Source organism: Crossiella sp. NPDC003009 (genome assembly GCF_053591555.1).
Genome location: NZ_JBSFUA010000083.1, coordinates 1 through 18,696 on the forward strand (window position 1 = coordinate 1; position 18,696 = coordinate 18,696).

18 protein-coding genes are annotated in these 18,696 nt (G+C 70.4%); 3 read left to right on the plus strand and 15 right to left on the minus strand.

Annotated elements, in window-relative coordinates; translation table 11 throughout:
• Positions 1–195: 195 nt before the first annotated feature.
• The 6 genes from tyrS to ACWDY5_RS40435 all read right to left on the minus strand — a co-directional run bounded on the left by tyrS (position 196) and on the right by ACWDY5_RS40435 (position 6,037).
• Positions 196–1,470 (minus strand): tyrosine--tRNA ligase, encoded by a 1,275-nt coding sequence (gene tyrS / locus ACWDY5_RS40410; RefSeq protein WP_449727415.1) that lies wholly within the window; start codon positions 1,468–1,470, stop codon positions 196–198.
• Between the two features lie 22 nt (positions 1,471–1,492).
• A complete protein-coding gene (locus ACWDY5_RS40415) occupies positions 1,493–2,506 on the minus strand; it encodes a hypothetical protein (RefSeq protein WP_449727416.1) in 1,014 nt (337 codons plus the stop codon).
• On the minus strand, positions 2,503–3,129 hold the full coding sequence (locus ACWDY5_RS40420; RefSeq protein ID WP_449727417.1) for an HAD-IA family hydrolase: 627 nt from the start codon (positions 3,127–3,129) through the stop codon (positions 2,503–2,505). Before ACWDY5_RS40420 ends, ACWDY5_RS40415 begins: the two co-directional genes overlap by 4 nt.
• Complete coding sequence (locus tag ACWDY5_RS40425; RefSeq protein ID WP_449727418.1) at positions 3,126–4,100, minus strand: class I SAM-dependent methyltransferase; 975 nt, start codon at positions 4,098–4,100, stop codon at positions 3,126–3,128. The genes ACWDY5_RS40420 and ACWDY5_RS40425 overlap by 4 nt, the downstream gene beginning before the upstream one ends.
• Positions 4,101–4,229: 129 nt before the next feature.
• Positions 4,230–5,126, minus strand: coding sequence for a DMT family transporter (locus ACWDY5_RS40430; RefSeq protein ID WP_449727419.1), 897 nt, complete (start codon positions 5,124–5,126; stop codon positions 4,230–4,232).
• A gap of 323 nt (positions 5,127–5,449) precedes the next feature.
• On the minus strand, positions 5,450–6,037 hold the full coding sequence (locus ACWDY5_RS40435; RefSeq protein WP_449727420.1) for a DNA-3-methyladenine glycosylase: 588 nt from the start codon (positions 6,035–6,037) through the stop codon (positions 5,450–5,452).
• A 57-nt stretch (positions 6,038–6,094) separates the two neighbouring features.
• On the opposite strand from ACWDY5_RS40435, the gene ACWDY5_RS40440 reads away from it, so the two are divergent.
• A complete protein-coding gene (locus tag ACWDY5_RS40440) occupies positions 6,095–6,934 on the plus strand; it encodes a hypothetical protein (protein ID WP_449727421.1) in 840 nt (279 codons plus the stop codon).
• 173 nt (positions 6,935–7,107) lie between these two features.
• Here the strand turns inward: ACWDY5_RS40440 and argH are convergent, their stop codons facing one another.
• From argH to argC, 8 genes are read right to left on the minus strand one after another with little or no spacing between them, the layout of a single operon-like run.
• On the minus strand, positions 7,108–8,526 hold the full coding sequence (gene argH, locus ACWDY5_RS40445; RefSeq protein WP_449727422.1) for an argininosuccinate lyase: 1,419 nt from the start codon (positions 8,524–8,526) through the stop codon (positions 7,108–7,110).
• The gene (locus tag ACWDY5_RS40450; protein ID WP_449727423.1) at positions 8,523–9,398 is read right to left on the minus strand and encodes an argininosuccinate synthase domain-containing protein; all 876 of its coding nucleotides are present in this window, start codon (positions 9,396–9,398) and stop codon (positions 8,523–8,525) included. The genes argH and ACWDY5_RS40450 overlap by 4 nt, the downstream gene beginning before the upstream one ends.
• A complete protein-coding gene (locus ACWDY5_RS40455) occupies positions 9,395–9,919 on the minus strand; it encodes an arginine repressor (RefSeq protein ID WP_283664402.1) in 525 nt (174 codons plus the stop codon). The genes ACWDY5_RS40450 and ACWDY5_RS40455 overlap by 4 nt, the downstream gene beginning before the upstream one ends.
• A gap of 4 nt (positions 9,920–9,923) precedes the next feature.
• Positions 9,924–10,853, minus strand: coding sequence for an ornithine carbamoyltransferase (gene argF, locus ACWDY5_RS40460; RefSeq protein ID WP_449727424.1), 930 nt, complete (start codon positions 10,851–10,853; stop codon positions 9,924–9,926).
• A complete protein-coding gene (locus ACWDY5_RS40465) occupies positions 10,850–12,067 on the minus strand; it encodes an acetylornithine transaminase (RefSeq protein ID WP_449727425.1) in 1,218 nt (405 codons plus the stop codon). Before ACWDY5_RS40465 ends, argF begins: the two co-directional genes overlap by 4 nt.
• Positions 12,064–12,981, minus strand: coding sequence for an acetylglutamate kinase (gene argB / locus ACWDY5_RS40470; RefSeq protein WP_449727426.1), 918 nt, complete (start codon positions 12,979–12,981; stop codon positions 12,064–12,066). The genes ACWDY5_RS40465 and argB overlap by 4 nt, the downstream gene beginning before the upstream one ends.
• Positions 12,978–14,132 (minus strand): bifunctional glutamate N-acetyltransferase/amino-acid acetyltransferase ArgJ, encoded by a 1,155-nt coding sequence (gene argJ, locus ACWDY5_RS40475; RefSeq protein WP_449727427.1) that lies wholly within the window; start codon positions 14,130–14,132, stop codon positions 12,978–12,980. Before argJ ends, argB begins: the two co-directional genes overlap by 4 nt.
• A gap of 53 nt (positions 14,133–14,185) precedes the next feature.
• The gene (gene argC, locus ACWDY5_RS40480; protein ID WP_449727428.1) at positions 14,186–15,217 is read right to left on the minus strand and encodes an N-acetyl-gamma-glutamyl-phosphate reductase; all 1,032 of its coding nucleotides are present in this window, start codon (positions 15,215–15,217) and stop codon (positions 14,186–14,188) included.
• A gap of 86 nt (positions 15,218–15,303) precedes the next feature.
• On the opposite strand from argC, the gene ACWDY5_RS40485 reads away from it, so the two are divergent.
• Both ACWDY5_RS40485 and ACWDY5_RS40490 read left to right on the plus strand, forming a co-directional pair.
• On the plus strand, positions 15,304–16,311 hold the full coding sequence (locus ACWDY5_RS40485; protein WP_252485866.1) for a phosphotransferase: 1,008 nt from the start codon (positions 15,304–15,306) through the stop codon (positions 16,309–16,311).
• Between the two features lie 105 nt (positions 16,312–16,416).
• Entirely contained in the window at positions 16,417–16,941 is a 525-nt protein-coding gene (locus ACWDY5_RS40490; protein ID WP_449727429.1) for a DUF4240 domain-containing protein, read from the plus strand.
• A 59-nt stretch (positions 16,942–17,000) separates the two neighbouring features.
• On the opposite strand, the gene ACWDY5_RS40495 is transcribed toward ACWDY5_RS40490, so the two are convergent.
• A complete protein-coding gene (locus tag ACWDY5_RS40495) occupies positions 17,001–18,245 on the minus strand; it encodes a pyridoxal phosphate-dependent aminotransferase (RefSeq protein WP_449727430.1) in 1,245 nt (414 codons plus the stop codon).
• Positions 18,246–18,696 lie beyond the last annotated feature (451 nt).

Here is an 18,696-nt window from a genome sequence, read left to right on the forward strand (position 1 = left end):
GTTCCGGGGCTTGTTTGTCCTGGAAGCTTTTCTCGCCGCGCCCGTCCCCGCGTCTTTCCCGGGGCCGTTCCGCGCTGGCAGAGAGAAAGTTACGCCCGGGCGAATGCGAAGTCAAATCGCCTGGTCAGGCCCACGCACACGCGGGCCAAGGCTGCGAAACCGCTGGTCACGGCCTCGCAGCCCTCGCGTCCCACGCTAATGCAGGACGTCCACTCCCGCAGTGTGACGGCGGCCACGTCGAAGCACAAGCCACCGTCCGTGCAGCAGGGCGTCCGCGGACGGCTGCCACGCCTCGTCGGTGACCTTCTCGTTGTTGACGTAGGCCCCACCCTCGTTGACCGTGCGGCGGGCCTCTCCCCTGCTCTTGGACAGGCCGGCCGCGACCAGCAGGTCGACGATGGTCGGCGCGTCGGCCAGCTTCACCTGCCCGGTGCCTGCCGAGCTCAGCGCCGCGGTCAGCGTCGGTTCGTCCAGCTCACGCAGCTCACCCCGGCCGAACAGGGCCTGGCTGGCCGCGACCACCATCCGGGTCTGGTCAGCGCCGTGCACCAGGGTGGTGAACTCCTCGGCCAGCCGCTTCTGCGCGGTGCGCAGGTGCGGGGTGTCCGCGGTGACCTGCTCGATCTCGGCCACCTCGTCCTTGCTGAGGAAGGTGAACATGCGCAGGTAGCGGACCGCGTCGGCGTCGGCCACGTTCACGAAGTACTGGTACCAGGCGTACGGCGAGGTCAGCTCCGGATCCAGCCACACGTTCCCGCCACCGGTGGACTTGCCGAACTTGCGTCCCTCGGAGTCGGTGACCAGCGGCAGCGTCAGCGCGTGCACCGCGGCCCGGTCGACCGAGCGGACCAGGCCGACGCCGCCGACGATGTTGCCCCACTGGTCGGCGCCGCCGATCTGCAGCGAGCAGCCGTGCTTGCGGTGCAGCTGCAGGTAGTCGTGCGACTGGAGCAGCAGGTAGCTGAACTCGGTGTAGGACATGCCGTCGCTCTCCAGGCGGCGCTTCACCGTCTCCCGGCCGAGCATGACGTTGACCGAGAAGTGCTTGCCGACGTCCCGCAGGAACGAGATCGCCGACATGCCCTCCGTCCAGCTCAGGTTGTTCTCCACCAGCGCGCCGGTCGGCGAGTCGTCGAAGTCGACGAACCGCTCCAGCTGCCCTCTGATCCGCTCGGTCCACTCGGCCACGGTGTCCTCGGTGTTGAGGGACCGCTCGCCGTTGTCACGGGGGTCGCCGATCATGCCCGTGGCCCCGCCCGCCAGCACGATCGGCCGGTGCCCGGCCCGCTGGAAGCGGCGCAGGCCGAGCAGCGGGATCAGGTTGCCCGCGTGCAGGCTCGGCGCGGTGGGGTCGAAGCCGCAATAGAGGGTGAGCGGGCCGGCGTCCAGGTCGCGCCGCAGTGCGTCGATATCGGTGGTCTGCGCGATCAGGCCGCGCCAGGACAGCTCGTCGAGGATGTGCTCACTCACCCCTGCATCTTCCCCCACCAGGTCAAATCGGTTCGCGCTGGCCTGTCTGCGCGGCCGCGGCCAGCGGCACCAGGTTCACCCCCTCCCGGCGGCAGTAGCCCAGCGCGTCCTGCTGGGCGCGCAGCAGCCTGGCGAAGCCGCCCACCGAGGGCAGCAGGCCGTCCTCGGCCGCGACGTGCCAGAACTCGTTGCTGTCGGTGGGCAGCACCGGGCAGAAGAAGGACAGCACGGCGCTGATCCGCTTGCCCGCGGTGACCGGGGTGACCGCGTGCCAGATGTCACTGCCCCGGCTGTACACGGTGTCGCCGAGCTGCTCGAACGGCGCGCGGAAGACCTTCGGGTGCTCGGCCGCCTTGGCGATGACCTCGGCGCGCTCGGCCGCGAAGGAGGCCCTGGTGCCCTGGTAGATCAACAGGTCGCCGCCGGTGAACTCGGTGGAGTCGGCCAGCTGGATCACGAAGACGTAGGTCATGCCGTCGTAGTGCCACTTGGCGACCTGGGGTCTCGCCTTGCCGCCGACCTCGATCCCCCGGTCGTCGAAGTAGTTCAGGCACACTCCCGCGTTGGTCAGCGGGTGCGGCACCAGCGGCACGCCCGCGATGGCGGAGGCCTTGGCCAGGAACGTCTCGTCGTGGGTCATGTCGCGGATGAACCGGGACATGGAGACCGCGTTGCGCACCCGGTGGCTGACGATGTAGTCGTCGTCGGGGGCGCGGTCGGCCAGCGCCTCGCAGACCGCGCGGAAGGCCGCGGCGCCTTCTCTGGTGAGCAGCCGGTGCGGGGCGGAGTAGGCGGGTCTGTCCTGGAAGTCGCCGAGGCGGTCCAGGTGCGCCCTGCCGTAGCCGAAGTCGGTGAGGCTGAGCCGGGTGGCGCCGGTTTCCGTTGTGGTGTCGACGAACTCGGGTTGCCAGGCCGGTTCGTGTCGCAGCGGCGCGTGGTTCCACTCGGCGCGGCGCAGCGAGCGGCGGACCCGGCTGAACCCGGTGCGCAGCGCGTCCACCGCCGGCTCCGCGGCCTTGGTCGTGGTCGTGGTCATGTCCTTTCCTCTCCGGTTGTGATCGGTTGCAGTTCGGTCAGGTCGGTGACGCGGGCGCGCAGCTCGCCGGGGTAGTCGACGGCGGCAGGGCCGAGGCCGACGCAGTCCATGCCGGCCGCGCGGGCGGCATGGAACCCGGCGAGGGCGTCCTCGACGACCAGGCACTCCCCCGGTTCGACGCCCAGCGCGCGGGCGGCGCGCAGGTAGCACTCCGGGTCCGGCTTGCTCAGCAGCACGTCTTCGGCGCAGACGAGGACTTCTGGGATGGGCAGGCCCGCCGCGGTGAGCTTGGCCAGGGAGACCTGGCGCAGGCCGGAGGTGACCACCGCCCACGGGGTCTGGCCAAGGCCGGCCAGGAACTCGGCCGCGCCGCGGATCGGCCGGACGGCGCGGCACCCGGCCGCCTCCAGCGCGGTGATCGCGGCGACCTCGGCGGCCTCGTCCAGCTCGGGGGTGAGCAGGCGGACCAGGTCCACGGTGCGCCTGCCGTGCGCGAGCCGGTTGGCCAGCTCCGGCGGGAACCCCCGGCTCATCGACCATTCGGTCAGCGCCTGGCGGATGGCGGGCATCGAGTCCACCAGCACGCCGTCCAGGTCGAGCAGCACCGCGGCGGGTCCGGTCATCGGGTACTGCCGTCCAGGTGCAGCAGGCAGATCAGCGAGTGCCCGGCGCCGAGTCCGCGCTGTGCGCTGAACTCCACGTCACGCAGCTGCCTGGCCAGCCGGGTGCGGCTGGCCGCGCTGGCCCACCTGGTCGACTCGACCTCGGCGCAGTGCCAGAGCCGCTCGTTCCAGCGGGTGGCGAAGCCGGTGAAGAAGTTGAGCACCTCCGGTGGCGCCTCCCCGCACGGGTCCTCGATGCGCAGGTCCGGCAGCGCGACGGTGACATCACCGGCGAACAGGCGGTTGACCAGCTCGCGGTAGGGCGGCAGCGCCGGGTTGAACGCGCCGGTGACGGTGTGCCTGCCGACGCCGATGGAGCGGTCGAAGTACTCCACCCGCACCGGTAGCAGGCCGCCGTGCCGGGTGCCATCCGCGATGACGGCGGCGAGGTCGGACTGGCCGTAGAAGGACATCTTGGCTTCCGGGGCCGGTTCGCCGCCCTGGAAGAAGGTCATCGCGTAGGTCCAGCGGTCGAAGTCCCAGTAGGGCTCCCATTCCATGGAGTACCGGCCGAGCACGTCCAGCACCACCACCGAGCGGGTCCGGTGGCGGCGCACCGTGGCGGTGATGTCGGCCAGCACCGCGGTCAGCTCCTCGCGGGTGAGGTGGGAGTAGGGCACGCCGCTGGCGAGGTAGAGCTGGGTCGGCCGGTCCGGGACGCCGTCGCGGATGTCGGCCATGGCGAACTCGACGCGGGGGCGGTCCCGGTGCAGGTCCCTGGCGACCTCGACCATGTCCGGGTCCAGGTCCAGGCCGAGGTAGTCGATGACCGGTGGGCGGCGGTGGTGCTTGAGCGCGCCCTCCAGCAGGTGCAGCGCGTCGCCGGTGCCGCTGCCGACGTCGACGACGCTGAGCCGGTTGCCGGTGATGGCCGCTTCGGCGGCGGACCGGAAAAGGGACTTCGAGAAGCGTTCCTCCCATTCTCGTTTCACCGGGTCACGGCGGGACGGGGAGAGGTAATGGGCTTTGGCCGCCGCGTAAGACGGGTTTTTGGACAGGGTCGACTGTTTCCGCTGAGCCTCAGACATGATTGTCCTTGTCGCCGGAAATAGGTTCGATTTTTAGTTGCGCGTGACGGCCCGCTCGCTGGATTGGGACCAGTGGGTGAGCCAGACGGAGACAATGCAGATGAGCACGCCGGTGATGGCGAGCGCGGTGACGGTTTCGCCGAACATCAGGAATGCCCAGAGCATGGTCGTCGGCGGGGTGAGGTAGATCAGGCTGGTCATCCGGGCCACGCTGGTGCGGCGCAGGCCGAGCCAGTAGAAGCCGTAGCCGCCGAAGGTGGAGAAAATGATGAACCAGCCGACGGCCAGCCAGAACCCGTCGGTGGCCGGCGGGGCCGCGACGCCGGTGCCCAGGCTGAGCAAGGTGAACAGGGCGGCGCTGACCAGGCATTGCACGGTGAGCGCGTTGGCCAGGCTGGTTTCCGCGCCTGCCTTGCGCTCGACCAGGGTGGCCGCGACCAGCCCGGCCATGCCGAGGAACGGCAGGCCGTAGGCCCACCAGGGGGTGCTCGCGCTGAGGCCGAGGTCGGCGCCCACGACCAGGGCCACGCCGGCCAGCCCGACCGCGAGGCCAGTCCACTGGCTGGCCGCTACCCGCTCGCCCAGCACCGGTCCGGCCAGGGCCGCTGAGGCGATGGGTTGCAGGGCCGCGATCAGTGCGACGGTGCCGGCGGCCACGCCCAGTTCGACCGCCTTGACCGTGCCGATCAGGTAGACGCCCTGGCCGAGCAGGCCGACCAGCGCCTGGACGGCGAGCTCACGCGGGGTCAGGCGGAGTGCGCGCCTGGCCAGCTGGATGGCGAGGAGAATCGCGGCGGCGAGGAGGAACCGCCACATCAGCAAGGTGTAGGTGCCGGATTCCTGGGTACCGAGCTTGGCCCCGATGAATCCGGAACTCCACATCAGCACGAAGCCAATGCTGATCAGCGTGTTGGCACCGGTGAAACGCACAAGAATTCCCCCCAGGTGACTTGTTGCTGCCGCCGTTTCTCACGGTAGCGAGCAATCGAAATCCCGGCAAGGTAATGCGTCCCGGTACTGTACCGAGGGTAGTTGGTGAGGCGGTTGCGTTACGCCTGGTCAGCGAACGGTTTTGGTATCCATTGCGAGCATGGCGATGATTCTGTCACTCTGCGTGCGTGGCGTTGCGCCGTCTTCGCGGGCGGGTGAGCCGGTTGTGGGTATTCGTTGCATGACAAATGAATCTTGCGCGTTGAATTGACATCCCATGTTTGGTTTGGGTCACGTTCTGCGGGGTAGAAGAAAGGGTTTGGTTATCTTTTCTTGCCGCCGCGGCGATACGCGCTGACCGTGCGGTTTCCGGCAAGCCAGAACCGCCACGGGAGATCCATGGCCACCGCGATGCCCACTCGCGGGCCCGCTTCGACCTGGGACTCCGGGACCTCGGTGGCCGGGGTGAGGCGCACCGGGGAGGTCGTGGAGAGGAGGTCGGCGCCGTTGTGCTCGCGGGTGATGCCGAGCGCGGTGCACAGGTTGGCCGGACCGCGGGCGAGGTCGGCTTCGGTCTTGGCGGCAGGGCGGTACGCGCGGGCCAGGTCCAGGCCGTCAGTGATCTCGGCGGCGCGCAGCAGGACGGCCCCCGGGTCGCCGTCGGTGAGGCAGACGACGTTGGCGCAGAAGTGCAAGCCGTAGACGAAGTAGACGTAGAGGTGGCCGGGCGGGCCGAACATGACCTCGTTGCGCGGTGTCTTGCCGCGGTAGCTGTGCGAGGCCGGATCCTTGGCGCCCCAGTAGGCCTCGACCTCGGTGATGCGGGCGGTGATGCCGTTGGCGGTGAGGTGGCAGCCGAGCAGGCGGCGGGCGGTGAGGATCGGGTCGGCGGAGAGGTCGAGGGTGGTCATCGGGGGTGATGGTAGGGGGTAATAGGGTCGGCGGGACGACGAGCGGGGGGAGCTGTCGTGGGGCGGCTTTGGGTGGATTCGCGGTGGCTTCTGTTGGGGTTCATCGGGGTCGTGGTTGTGCTGGCGCAGCAGGTGCGGACTCCGCCGATGCGGCCTCGGTTCACGTTGAGTTCGGAGTTCGGGCCTGGGCCGACACTGCTGGAGAGCGCGTTGGAGGCGGCTGGCGAGCTTTACGTGCTCATGCCGGTCGGGTTTGGCGATCCGGGGCCGGAGCATCTGTTCTGGCTGGTCGCGGTGCCGGTGGTGTATGCGGTGGTGGTGTACGCGCTGCTGGAGCGGACGAGTTTGCTGCTGGTTCTCGCGCATTGTGGGGCGTTTGTGGCGGTGGTTTCGGGGTTGAGCGCGGGGGCTCGACTGTCGAGGTCGTGGGAGCCGCTTGCGCGCTGGGCGGTCCTCGGGGTTGCGGTGGGGCTGGTGGCGGTGGGCGGCTATCGGGTGTGGCGGCGACGGGGTGGGCTGTCGTGGTGGTGCTATCCGTTGGTGCTCGGGTGCTGTTCGGTGCTGCTGTGGCTGGGGGTTGCTGCTGGGCCGCATGTGGTGGTGTTCGGGGTTGTGGGGGTTGTCGCTTGCGCTACCCGGAGTGGGTGGTTGTGGGCGGTGGGGGTGGTGTTCGTGGTGTTTTCTTGGGGGGTGGATCGGGTTTATATGGGGATGGTTGTGGAGGCTTGGCGGCGGCCTGGGGTGGTTGATTTTCAGGGGGTTCGGGATTTTGCGGATCTATTGGTGCTGGTTGTGCCGGTTTTGGTTGGGGTGATGTTCTGGCGGTGGGGGCGGCCGCGTGGACGGTGGATTGTGCGATTTGGTTTGGGGCCCCTAGGCCATCCCGGATTGGGCTGAAGGGGCAGGCGGTGAGGCCTGCCCAATCGCTGGGCTAGCTTATGGGATGGCCTCCCCCCAAACAAATCACACAATCCACCGCTCGCTGATGGCAGTGAAAACGCGGGCGATGTGTTGTCGCCCGCGTTTTCGTTTCGCGTCCATTTTGGTGGCGGTTCCGCTTTTGTTGCGTTCTAGAGCTTTGCCCAGTCCCTTGCTTCGGTCAGGGCGCCCAGGAGGCGTTGGTGCTGTTCCGCGACTCTCACGGGGGCGGTGCCGCCGTGGGCGTCGCGGGAGGCGATGGAGCCTTCTACGGTGAGGACCTCGCGGACCTGGGGGGTTAGGGCTGGGTTGATGGCCGCCAACTCCTCGTCGGTGAGGTCTTCCAGGCCGGCGTTCCGGGACTCGGCGGCTTGGACGCAGGCGCCTGCTGCTTCGTGGGCCACGCGGAAGGGGACGCCCTGGCGGACCAGCCATTCGGCGATGTCGGTGGCCAGGGTGAAGCCCGCTGGGGCCAGGGCGGCCAGGCGGGCGGTGTCGAAGGTGAGGGTGGCCATCATGCCGGTCATGGCCGGGAGCAGGAGTTCCAGCTGGGTCACCGAGTCGAAGAGGGGTTCCTTGTCCTCTTGCAGGTCTCGGTTGTAGGCGAGGGGCTGCGCCTTGAGGGTGGCGAGGAGTCCGGAGAGGTTGCCGATCAGGCGGCCGGACTTGCCGCGCATCAGTTCGGCGACGTCGGGGTTCTTCTTTTGCGGCATGATCGAGCTGCCGGTGGCCCAGGCGTCGTTGAGCTTGGCGTAGCCGAACTCGGCGGTGGTCCAGATGATGACCTCTTCAGCGATGCGGGAGAGGTTGACGCCCAGCATGGCCACCACGAAGGCGAACTCGGCGGCGAAGTCTCGGCTGGCCACACCGTCGATGGAGTTCTCGACTGGCGCGTCGAAGCCCAGGTCTGCTGCGACGGCCGCTGGATCCAGGCCCAGGGAGGAGCCTGCCAGGGCGCCGGAGCCGTAGGGGGAGATCGCGGTGCGCTTGTCCCAGTCGCGGAGGCGGGAGACGTCGCGGAGCAGGGACTGGGCGTGGGCCAGCAGGTGGTGGGCCAGCAGGACCGGTTGGGCGTGCTGGAGGTGGGTGCGGCCGGGCATGACGGCGGTGGGGTGCTGGGCAGCTTGGGCCGCCAGGGCCTCGACTACGTCCAGGGTGCCCGCGGCTACCCGGCGGGCGGCGTCGCGCAGCCACATGCGGAACAGGGTGGCGATCTGGTCGTTGCGGGAGCGGCCGGCGCGGAGCTTGCCGCCCAGGTCGGTGCCCGCGCGGTCCAGCAGGCCGCGTTCCAAGGCGGTGTGCACGTCCTCGTCGGAGGGGGCCGGGGTGAACGCGCCGGAGACCACGTCGGCCTCCAGGGTGTCCAGGGCGGCCAGCATCGCGGGTAGCTCGGTGTCGCTGAGCAGGCCCGCGCGGTGCAGCACCCTGGCGTGAGCCCTGGAGCCGGCGATGTCGTAGCGGGCCAGCTGCCAGTCGAAGTGCGTGGAGACACTCAGCGCGGCCATCGCCTCGGCCGGTCCGGAGGCGAACCGGCCACCCCACAGCGGGGTGGCTTCCTTCATCTCGCTCATACTCCCTGCTTCTCGAAGTCCCACAACTGGGCTTGGTCGATCACCGCGCGGCCGCCGTGCAGCACCAGCCGGACCTCGCCGCTGACCTGTTCCTGGGTGCCCAGCACAAAATCGTCCAGGGCGTCCTTGAGCGGGGAGGACCAGCGGCCGTCCTGCACCAGCTCGGTCCAGCGCCGCTCCACCTCCCGCTTGAACTCGGCCAGGTCGGGCTCCAGCACCGCGTGCTCCAGCGCCTGGTGCGCGGTGATCAGAGTGGTCGCGCCGGGGGCCTGGTGGATCCGGCCGACGCCGTGCGCGCCCGCCCGGCGGTTGAGCTCCTGGATGGCCTGCAGCACGGTGACGGTCTCGCCGTCGATGGCCACCGGCACACCCTGGTCGAAGGTGAGGGTCAGTTCGTCGGGGTCCCTCGGCCCGGTCTGGCTGGGAATGCGGGCCGGGCGGCGGTGCCAGATGCTCTGCTCGGCCTGGGGTGTCGGGTGCTCGGGCCAGGTGATGACGTCGAGGTCCGGGGCGAGCGCGGTGATCTCAGTGGTGAAGGCCGGGTCCGCGCGGTGGTGCGCGATGGTGGTCGCGTTGTGCTGCCGGGCCGCGGTCACCAGGTGCCTGGCCAGCAGCGGGCGGGACAGGTTAGGCGTCAGCGCGTTGGCCAGCAGTGCGGGCAGGCAGTAGTGCTGGGCCAGCTCCTCGCGCGCGTCGGTGGCCACCGCGGCCACCGCGCCCGCGGCCAGCGCCTGCTCCCTGGTGGCGGCCAGGTGCACGCCGCCCTGGCCCAGGTCGACGGCGACCGCGACCACCTCGGACCCGGTGAGCCCGTTGACGGCCGCCGGGAGGTCCAGCTCCGGCGCGCAGGCCAGCACCACCCGCCTGGTCATGGGGCTTCCCCTTGGTAGTGGGCGTGCGCGGTGCCGCCTGCCATCTCGGTGAAGCGGGCGGCCAGCTGCGCGCCGGTGAGCGGCTCCCTGGCCACGATCAACAGGGTGTCGTCGCCGGCGATGGTGCCGACCACGTCGTTGAGCGCGGCCCGGTCGATCGCGCTGGCCAGGAACTGGGCGGCGCCGGGCGGGGTGCGCAGCACGGCCAGGTTGCCGGAGGCGTCGGTGGAGACCAGCAGTTCGCCGAGCACCTTGACCAGCCGGGAGGTGCCGCCCTCGACGCCGCGCACCGGGCTGCCGTCCTCGGGGATGACGTACACCGGTGCGCCGCCGTCCGCGCCGCGCAGCTTGACCGCGCCCAGCTCGTCCAGGTCCCTGGACAGCGTGGCCTGGGTGGCCTCGATGCCCTCGACCGCGAGGAGCTTGACCAGCTCGGTCTGACTGCGGATGGCGCGCTCGCGCACGAGCTCGGCGATCCTGGCCTGTCGGGCGACCCTGGTGGCCGCGGTGCTCTGCGTCATGTGTTCAGCCCGTCTGCTCCAGCAACCAGACCAGCAGCGCCTTCTGCGCGTGCAGGCGGTTCTCCGCCTCGTCCCACACCGCGCTGGCCGGTCCGTCGATGACCTCGTCGGTGACCTCCCAGCCGCGGTGCGCCGGCAGGCAGTGCAGCACGATGCTGTCCACCCCGGTGCGCGCCAGCAGGGCGTCGTTGACCTGGTAGGGCCGGAACGGGCCGACCCGGTCCTTGCCGTCGTTCTCCTGGCCCATCGAGGTCCAGGTGTCGGTGACCAGCACCTCCGCGCCGTCCACGGCCGCGTCCACCTCGGAGACCAGCGCCACCGAGCCGCCGGTCTCGGCGGCCCGCTGCTTGGCCGAGTCCAGGATCCAGGGCAGCGGGTGGAACCGGTTCGGCGAGGCGATCCGCACGTGCATGCCCGCGGTGGCGCCGCCGACCAGCAGCGAGTGCGCCATGTTGTTCGCGCCGTCGCCGAGGTAGGTCAGGGTCAGCCCGGCCAGCCTGCCGAAGCGCTCCCGGATGGTCTGCAGGTCGGCCAGCACCTGGCAGGGGTGGAACTCGTCGGTGAGCGCGTTGATCACCGGCACGCTCGCCGAGGAGGCCATCGCCTCGATCCGGGCGTGCGCGAAGGTCCGCCACACCACCACGTCCACGTAGCGGGAGAGCACCCGGGAGGTGTCCTCGATGGTCTCCTCGCGGCCCAGCTGCATGGTGCGGCCGTCCACCACCACCGCGTGCCCGCCGAGCTGGGCGATGCCCACCTCGAAGGAGAGCCTGGTGCGGGTGGAGTTCTTCTCGAAGATCACCGCGGCGGTCTTCGGGCCGGCCATCGCCTTGTTGGACAACGGGTCGGCCTTGAGCGCGTCGGCCAGGTCGAGCAGGTTCTTCTGCTCATCCGGGGTCAGGTCGTCATCACGCAGGAAGTGGCGCAGGGTCATCTGGTCTCCTCCACAGCGGCGTCCAGCAGGGCGGGCAGGGCGGTGACGAACTCGTGCGCGTCGGCCTCGGTCAGCACCAGCGGCGGGGCCAGCCGGATCGCGTCCGGCTGCACGTTGTTGACCAGGAACCCGGCGTCGCGGGCGGCGGTGGCCACCGCGGCCGACACCGGCTGGTTCAGCAGGATCGCCTGCAGCAAGCCAGCGCCGCGGACGCCGCGGACCAGCGGGTGGTGCAGGTCCTCGATGCCGGTGGCCAGCTCCTTGCCGAGCGCGCCCGCGTGCTCGACCAGACCCTCCGCGGCGATGGTGCGCAGCACGGCCAGGCCGGCCGCGCAGCAGACCGGGTTGCCGCCGAAGGTGGTGCCGTGCAGGCCGGGCTTGAGCAGGCCGGCCGCCTCGCCGAAGGCCAGGCAGGCGCCCAGCGGCAGGCCGCCGCCGAGGCCCTTGGCCAGGGTGACCACATCCGGGGTGATGCCTGCCTGCTGGAAGGCGAACCAGCTGCCGGTGCGGCCCAGGCCGGTCTGCACCTCGTCCAGCACCAGCAGCGCGCCGTGCCGGCTGGTGATCTCCCGCGCGGCCTGCAGGTAGCCCTCCGGCGGCACCCGCACGCCCTGCTCGCCCTGGATCGGCTCCAGGAACACCGCGGCGGTCTGATCGTCCACAATGGACTCCAGCGCGGCGGTGTCGCCGTAGGGCACGTGCACCACGCCGGGCGGCATGGGCGCGAACGGCTCCCGCTTGGCCGGCTGGCCGGTGAGCGCGAGCGCGCCCATGGTGCGGCCGTGGAAGCCGCCCTCGGTGGCGACCACCTTGGTGCGCCCGGTCAACCGGCTGATCTTGAACGCGGCCTCGTTGGCCTCGGCGCCGGAGTTGCAGAACAGCACCCGGCCCTGCTCGGCGATGCCGGTCAGGTTGAGCAGCAGCTCGGCCAGTTCCAGGGTGGGCTCGGCCAGGTAGAAGTTGGACACGTGGCCCAGGGTGGCGACCTGGGTGCTGACCGCCTCGACGATGGCCGGGTGGGCGTGGCCGAGCGCGTTGACCGCGATCCCGCTGAGCAGGTCGAGGTAGCGGTTGCCGTCGGCGTCCCAGACGTGCGTGCCCTCGCCACGGACCAGGGCCAGCGCCGGGGTGCCGTAGTTGTCCATGAAGCTGGCCTGCCACCGGCGCTGACCGTCCACATTGGAGGCGAGGTGGCTGGTGAGGTTGTCGGTCATGGCTGTGGGTCCCCCGGGATCACCATGGTGCCGATGCCGGAGGAGGTGAAGACCTCCAGCAGCACGGAATGGGCCAGTCGGCCGTCGATCACGTGTGCCGCCGGGACACCGCCGCGCACCGCGCGCAGGCAGGCCTCCATCTTGGGCACCATGCCGCTGGCCAGCTCGGGCAGCATGCCCTCCAGCTGGTCCGCGCCGATCTGCGCGATCAGTGAGGAGCGGTCCGGCCAGCGGGCGTAGAGGCCCTCCACGTCGGTGAGCACGACCAGCTTGGCCGCCTCCAGCGCGACCGCGAGCGCGGCGGCCGCGGTGTCGGCGTTGACGTTGTGCGTCACGCCGTCGGTGTCCGGGGCGACCGTGGAGACCACCGGGATCCGGCCCGCGGCCACGATGTCGAGCACCGCGTCCGGGTTGACCGAGACCACGTCGCCGACCAGGCCGAGGTCCACGTGCTCGCCGTCGATGACGGTGCCCCGGCGCTCGGCGGTGAACAGCTGGGCGTCCTCGCCGGAGATGCCGACCGCGTACGGGCCGTGCGCGTTGATCAGGCCGACCAGCTCGCGGCTGACCTGGCCGGTGAGCACCATGCGCACCACGTCCATGGTCTCCGGGCTGGTCACCCGCAGGCCACCGCGGAACTCGCCCTCGATGCCGAGCCGGTTGAGCATGGCCGAGATCTGCGGGCCGCCGCCGTGCACCACGACCGGGCGCAGGCCGCACAGCCGCAGGAACACCATGTCCTCGGCGAAGGCCTTCTTCAGCTGCTCGTCGATCATGGCGTTGCCGCCGTACTTGATCACGACCAGGGCGCCGTGGAAGCGCTGCAGCCAGGGCAGCGCCTCGACGAGGACTTCGGCCTTCTCCGCGGCGGCCGCGCTCCGGTCCTGGGCCAGGGCGGTGGGGATGGTGGTCATGAGGAGTACGCCGAGTTCTCTTCGACGTAGGCGTGCGAGAGGTCCGTGGTGTACACGGTGGCCCGGCCCGCGCCGGCGCCGAGCTTGATCCGCAGGTCGATGTCGGTGCCGGAGAGGTCGGCCAGCGACCGGTCGTCCCCGCGCATCCCGTTGCGGCACACGGTGATCCCGTTCACCGTGATGTCCAGTTCGGACTGGTCCATGGTGACCCCGCTGCGGCCGACCGCCATCGCGATCCGGCCCCAGTTGGGGTCGGAGCCGAACAGTGCGGTCTTGACCAGGTTGTCCTCGGCGACCACCCGCGCGGTCTGCTTGGCCTGCCCGTCGTCGACCGCGCCGGTCACGGTGACCTCGACGTACTTGGTCGCGCCCTCGGCGTCGCGCTGGAGCTGGCGGGTGAGGCTGCGGGCCACCGCGGTGAGCACCGCGGTGAACTCGGCCAGGTCAGGGGTGTGCCCGGAGGCGCCGGAGGACAGCAGCAGCAGGGTGTCGTTGGTGGAGGTGCCGCCGTCGACGTCCAGGCTGTTGAAGGTGACGTCCACGGCCGCGCGCAGCGCCTTGTCCAGCGCGTCGGCCTCGACCACCGCGTCGGTGGTGATGACGGCGAGCATGGTCGCCATGTCGGGCGCGCACATGCCCGCGCCCTTGGCGAAGCCGCCGACGCTCCACCCGTCGGGGTGGGTCAGCGCGGCCTGCTTGGGCTTGGAGTCGGTGGTCATCACCGCGGTGGCGGCGGCCAGGCTGGCCTCCGGGCCCCGGCCGAGCGCGGCGTGCACCGCGTCCACCCCCGGGATGATCTTGTCCATGGGCAGGCGCTCGCCGATCAGGCCGGTGGAGCAGACGCCGACCTCGACCGCGCCGACGCCGAGCACCTCGGCCACCTTCTCCGCGGTGGCGTGGCTGTCCTGGAAGCCCTCGGGGCCGGTGCACGCGTTCGCGCCACCGGAGTTCAGCACGACCGCGCGCAGCCGGCGCTGCTTGAGCACCTCCTGCGACCAGAGCACGGGCGCTGCCTTGACCTGGTTGGTGGTGAACACGCCGGCGGCCACGTCAGCCGGTCCATCGTTCACCACCAGGGTCAGGTCCGGGTTGCCGTTGGTCTTCACTCCAACGGCAAGTCCGGCGGCTCGGAATCCAGCGGGTGTGGTCACACCCGCCTCCAAATCGATGTGACTAGTATCCGGGTCCGCTCCAGCGGCTGAGGTCACGGTGCTACTCCCACGGTTGACAGGCCGGTGGTCTCCGGCAGGCCCAGAGCGAGGTTCATGCACTGCACCGCGGCGCCCGCGGTGCCCTTGGTCAGGTTGTCCACGGCGGCCACCACGACCAGCCGCTGGGTGTCGGCGTCCACGGTGACCTGTAGGTGCACCGCGTTCGCGCCGAGGGTGGCCGCGGTGACCGGCCACTGACCCTCGGGCAGCAGGTGGATGAAGGGTTCGGCGTCGTAGGCCTTGGCGTAGGTCTCGCGGACCTGCTCGGCGGTGACGCCCTCGGCCAGCGGGGCGGTGCAGGTGGCCAGGATGCCGCGGGCCATCGGGACCAGCACCGGGGTGAAGGAGACCGCGACCGGCTCCCCCGCGATGGCGGAGAGGTTCTGGCTGATCTCCGGGGTGTGCCGGTGCGCGCCGCCGACGCCGTAGGCGCTGGCCGAGCCCATCACCTCGGAGCCGAGCAGGTGCGCCTTGGGCGCCTTGCCCGCGCCGGAGGTGCCGGAGGCGGCGACTACCACGACGTCCGGCTTGGCCAGCCCGGCGGCGAAGGCCGGGGCCAGCGCGACCGAGGCCGCCGTCGGATAACAACCCGGCACGGCGATGCGGGTGGCGCCGCGCAGGCGCTCCCGGTGGCCCGGCAGCTCGGGCAGGCCGTACGGCCAGGTCCCAGCAAACTCGGTGCCGTACCACCGTCGCCAAGCGGTCGGATCCGTGAGACGAAAGTCCGCGCCGCAGTCGATGATCACGGTCTGCCGTTCGTCGACTCCATTGGCCACCTCCGCCGAATGACCGTGCGGTAGAGCCAAAAACAGCACGTCATGGCCCCGAAGCTGGTCTAGCGTGGTATCCGCGAGAACACGATCGGCGAGGGGCACGAGGTGGGGATGATGAATCCCCAGACGGGTACCCGCACTACTGCTGGCAGTAAGTGCACCGATCTCGACCTGGGGGTGTGCGAGCAACAGACGGAGGATTTCTCCGCCCGCGTAGCCGCTGGCACCAGCGACAGCTACCCGAACCGTCATGCGAATAAGTATGCACTGCTCCGCAAGGTCATGCTAGTTGAGATAGGGCACGTTGAAGGAGGTTGTCTTTGCGCGGGCTGGAGGCTATGGCGGTCGCCGCCGTGTTCGACCTCGGTCGGCCACTGGGGCCGCTGACACCCGTTGCCGGTGGTCACAGCCACCGGATGTGGCGGCTGGACACCGAACTGGGGTCCTATGCCGTCAAGGAGATGAACCGACTCGACGCGCCCGAGTGGTTGCCGTGGCTGCGGGCCGCGTGGCGGTTCGAGCGGGCCGCGTGGGCGGCAGGCGTGCGGATGCCGGAGCCGGTCATCGCGCCAGGTGGCGATGTCGTCACCGAGGTGCCGGTAGCGGACGGACCTGCGGCGACGGTGCGGGTGCACCGCTGGGTGGTGGCCGAGCCGACCTCCCAGCCGGTGCTGCCCGAGGTTGGCCGCTGGGCCGGGGAGACCATGGCCGAGCTGCACCGCCTGGCCATGCCGCCGCAGCCCCGCTGGGCCTTCCCCACCGGTTCCGGCGGACAGGCAGAACTGTGGCCGTTACTGGTGGAACAGGCCAAGGTGGCGCACGCGCCGTGGACCGAGGACCTGGCCGGGCTCAGCGCCACGGTCAAGGAGATCTACCGGCTGGTCACGGTGGAGGCGCCGCGCGGGCTGCCCGAGGTGATCGGGCACGCGGACCTGCGCGCGAAGAACATCCTGGTCGCGGCGGACGGACCGGTGCTGGTGGACTGGGACGTGGCCTGCGCCAGGGTGCCGCGCGAGGAGCTGGCCGGCTGCGCGCTGTCCCTGGCCGGGTGGAACCGGCCGCAGGGGATGGTGGAGGCCACCGCGCGGGCGGTCATCGACGGCTACCGGCGCAACCACGGCGACTTCGACGAGCCGCTGACCGCGGTGGACGCGGCCGGGGACCTGGGCGTGGAGGTCGACTGGGTGGCCTCGGTGGCCAGGCGCGCGCTGGGCGACGGCGCGCACGGCCCCGATGACGTGGCCCGATGCCGGGAGATCCTGCCCGGACTGATCGCCGCGCTGCCGAACAAGCTGGCCTCGGCCCAGCAGCTGGCCCGGCTGAGCACGCAAAGGCTCTGCTGGTAACGCAAATTTGCACCACCGGACGCAAATTTGTAGCGCTTTGCTGCATGTTGCTGCCGATGCGTGCGCGCACCGCGCTGCCGCACGTACCGTGCGTTGGGGAGGCGGGTGCGGAAGGGCGGGCACGTGCTGGAGTTCTGGACGGTGGCCACCTCGGCGGCGGCCACAGTGGACGCTCGGCTGGCCGAGCTGCGAGCACGACTCGCGGCCCGCGGCGCCGAGGAGCTGGCGGCGTTCCACCGGGAGCTGGTGGCGGCGCACCGGCGGGCCTACCGGTGGGAGCTGTGGGCCGCTTTTGACCTGGTCCGCGGTGGACTGTCCGATCAGGAGTTCACCGCGGCCCGCAACTGGCTGATCCTGCAGGGCCGGGCCGCCTTCGACCGCGCGGTCGCTGACCCGGACACCCTGGCTGAGCTCTTCCCGGACGACCCGGATGACCTGTGCGCCGCGGGTGAGCTGAGCACGCTGGCGGTGGAGCTGCTGACCGAGCGCGGTGCGGGCGGGCTGGCCGAGTCGCTGGAGTCGCCGGAGCTGTTCGAGGCCCCGGCCGGTGACCAGGTGACCGGGGGCCTCGAACAGCTCCGGACCCACTTTCCGCGCATCGCCAAACGCTATGAGGGCAGCGCGATCTAGGCCGCCCGGAGCTCGCGCCCGGCAAGGTGCGACCAGGGCCGCCGAGCGCGACCGGCCGGTCAAGCCGAGCGCGGTCTGCCTCGGGGCGGCCGGGGCGCGCCCACCGTCGGGGCGTCCAGATCCACCACCACCTCCCCCGTCGGCCGCGTGCGCGGTTCCGGCGGGGCCGGGGCGGGAATCCGGGGCTCGGAGGGCAGCTCGCCGGTGCGACTGCGGGCGTACCCGCGCAAGCCCTCCACCAGTCTGTCCACATCGGACTCCGGCCGGACCACCAGGCGGAGGAAGTCGCTGGTCATGCCGAGCTTGTTGCCGCACTCCCTGACGAACACCCCGTGCTTGGCCAGCAGGTAGTCCCGCAGCTCCGCGCCGTGCACCCCACTGGGCAGCTTGACCAGCAGGAAGTTGGCCTGTGAGGAGAAGATGGTCAGCTCGGGAAACCGGCCGAGCGAAGCGGTCATCAGGAACCGGTCCCGCGCCAGCAGCCGCAGACTGTCCCGGTACTCCTCCTGGTGCTCGGCCAGCATGAAGATCACCGCCTCGGCGAGCGAGTTGAGGTTCCACATCGGCAGCGCACCGCCGATCCGCTTGACCAGCGCGGGATTGGCCACCAGGTAGCCGAACCGGATGCCGTGCAGGCCGAAGTTCTTGCCCAGGCTCTTCAGCACCACCACGTTGGGCCGGATCATCGCCTCCCTGGCCACCGAGGCGTCCTTCTCCACCTCCACGAAGTCGATGAACGACTCGTCCACCACCACCAGGTCCAGGTGCGCCAGCTCATCCAGGAACCGGACCACCTCCCGCCGGGGCAGGTAGCCGCCGTCGGGGTTGTTCGGGTTGCACAACACCGCGACCTTGGACCCCCGGGCGGCGATGAAGCGGAGATAGGCGTCCACGTCCAAGGCAAATTTGTCCGCCTCGTGCAACAGGAACATGTCCACCCGCTTGCCGGTCTCCAACGGCTGATCGGTCCACCGCCCGAAGGTCGGAATCGGCACCGCGAGACTTTCCTTGACCAGCAACCGGTCAATCCAGGTGATCAGCTCGGTGGACCCGTTGGCCATGGCCATGGTCGCCGGGTTCAGCCCGAGCACCCGGGACAGCTGAGCGGTGATCGTGGCGGCGTCACTGGGATAGAACCGCAGGATCCGCTCCAGGTTGTCCGCCAGCTCGCCGAACATGCGCGGAGTCGGGAAGTACGGGTTGCACGGAATGCAGAAGTCAACCAGCTCGCGCCCGCCCATGCTCCGCTGCAACGCGAAGTACGACGGGCTGTGCGCGCCCTGTCTCAACAGTCCCGTGTCCATGCCATGCCGCACACCAAGCTCCCTTCGCCGTCACGGATAACACGTGCGGACGGCAACCGGGGTTCACCACTCCACCCCAGCTGAACCACACCGGAGCGGTGGCCGTTCTCGAGGGGGTGAAAACCCACAAAGTGGGCCTCTCGTCTTCTCCGTACGGCCTGGAGACCGCGCACCGCATCCCGCCGAGCAGACGCTCACAGGCGCGCAACCACAGCCTCGGAACGTGACGGCGGCTGCTCGGCGGGATGTGGTTCGCTGTCGGAAGGTCGTGCGGAGAAGACGAGAGGACCGCGAGCACGCTGGAACCGGCCCCGGCAGCCTGCCCCGCCCCGCAACCTGCTCGTCCCGGCTTTTGATCTGCCCCCACCTCCGGGGGTCTGCCCGTCCGGCGAGGACATTCTTTTCGCTTTTGATCTTAAAACAAAAGACAAGAGAATGTCCTCGCCGGACG